Here is a 1,452-nt window from a genome sequence, read left to right as displayed (position 1 = left end):
GGTGGATTCAACTGGTCGTCGCAACACCTCGATTGTGGAGGTGTCGGATGGGGCGACCTGCGGGGTGGACGACGAAGGTGACGGGGCGTCCGGCGATGCGGTCGCCGGGCCGGCCGCCGGTGCGTCGGGACGTGGAGCGCGCGTTCTGGTTGAAGATCGCCGAAGGACTCACGAGCGAGGATGCCGCGCTGGCGTGCGGCGTGTCCGGGCCGGTCGGTTCGCGGTGGTTCCGCGATCGTGGCGGGATGCCTTCGATCCAGCTCAGTCCGCTGTCAGGTCGGTATCTGTCGTTCGCCGAGCGCGAGGAGATCGCCCTGCTGAGGGCCCAGGACATCGGCGTGAGGGAGATAGCCCGCAGGCTGGGGCGCTCGCCGTCGACGATCTCTCGGGAGCTGCGGCGCAACGTGGCCACGAGGTGCGGGCGGCTCGACTACCGGGCCTCGATCGCGCAGTGGAAGGCCGAGCTGGCGGCAGGCCGGCCGAAGACTGCGAAGCTCGCGGCCGACGAGCGGCTGCGCGAGTACGTGCAGGACCGGTTGGCCGGCTTGATCCAGGCTCCCGACGGGCGGCTGGTGCCGGGTCCGGCGACCCAGGAGTGGAAGGGGCGGAACAAGCCCCGCCGTCAGGACCGGCGTTGGGCGACGGCGTGGAGTCCGGAGCAGATAGCCAAGCGGTTGCTGGTCGACTATCCGGACGACGAATCCATGCGGATCTCGCACGAAGCGATCTACCAGGCCCTCTACGTCCAGGGCCGCGGCGCACTCGAGCGTGAGCTGGTCACGTGCCTGCGGACCGGGCGTGCCCTTCGGGTTCCGCGCTCGCGCGCCCGCCAGAAGGCGGCCGGTCACGTCACGCCCGACGTGATGATCAGCGAGCGTCCCGCCGAGGCCGAGGACCGGGTCGTCGCGGGCCACTGGGAAGGCGATCTGATCATCGGGACGAACCGGTCCGCCATCGGCACTCTCGTGGAGCGCACGACCAGGTTCACGATCCTGGTCCACCTTCCGCGGATGGAAGGCTACGGCGTCGAGCCAAGGGTGAAGAACGGCCCCGCGCTGGCCGGCTACGGAGCCGAGGCGATGCGCAAGGCCCTCACATCCCAAATGGCCAACATCCCACAGCAGTTGCGCAGGTCGCTGACCTGGGATCGAGGAAAGGAGCTCGCCCAGCACGCCCAGCTGAGGGCCGACACCGGTATCGCCGTCTACTTCGCCGACCCGCACAGCCCCTGGCAGCGGGGCACGAACGAGAACACGAACGGGCTGCTGCGGCAGTACTTCCCGAAGGGCACGGACCTGGCCCGCTGGACCGCCCGCGACCTCGAAGCCGTCGCCGGCGCGCTCAACACCCGGCCGCGGAAAACACTCGGCTGGAGAACTCCTGCGGAGGCCCTCGACGATCAGCTACTCTCGCTCCAAACCAGCGGTGTTGCAACGACCCCTTGAACCCGGT

At 69.5% G+C, this 1,452-nt stretch carries 1 protein-coding gene; it reads left to right on the top strand.

All coding sequences use genetic code 11. The features are described from left to right. Positions 1 to 47 precede the first annotated feature (47 nt). Positions 48 to 1,445 carry an IS30 family transposase gene (locus ABZW30_RS47005; RefSeq protein ID WP_355677496.1) on the top strand — a complete coding sequence of 466 codons (1,398 nt, stop codon included), beginning with the start codon at positions 48 to 50 and terminating at the stop codon, positions 1,443 to 1,445. The last annotated feature ends 7 nt before the right edge of the window (positions 1,446 to 1,452 follow it).

This window comes from Kitasatospora sp. NPDC004669 (genome assembly GCF_040609455.1).
In the GTDB taxonomy this organism is placed as follows: Bacteria; Actinomycetota; Actinomycetes; order Streptomycetales; family Streptomycetaceae; genus Kitasatospora.
Note: the sequence above shows the minus strand (reverse complement) of the source record. Positions and strands in the feature narration are given on the sequence as shown.

Coding starts and splice junctions, on each gene's coding strand:
- ABZW30_RS47005 (WP_355677496.1), top strand. CDS start 48: ATGGGGCGACCTGCGGGGTGGACGACGAAGGTGACGGGGCGTCCGGCG.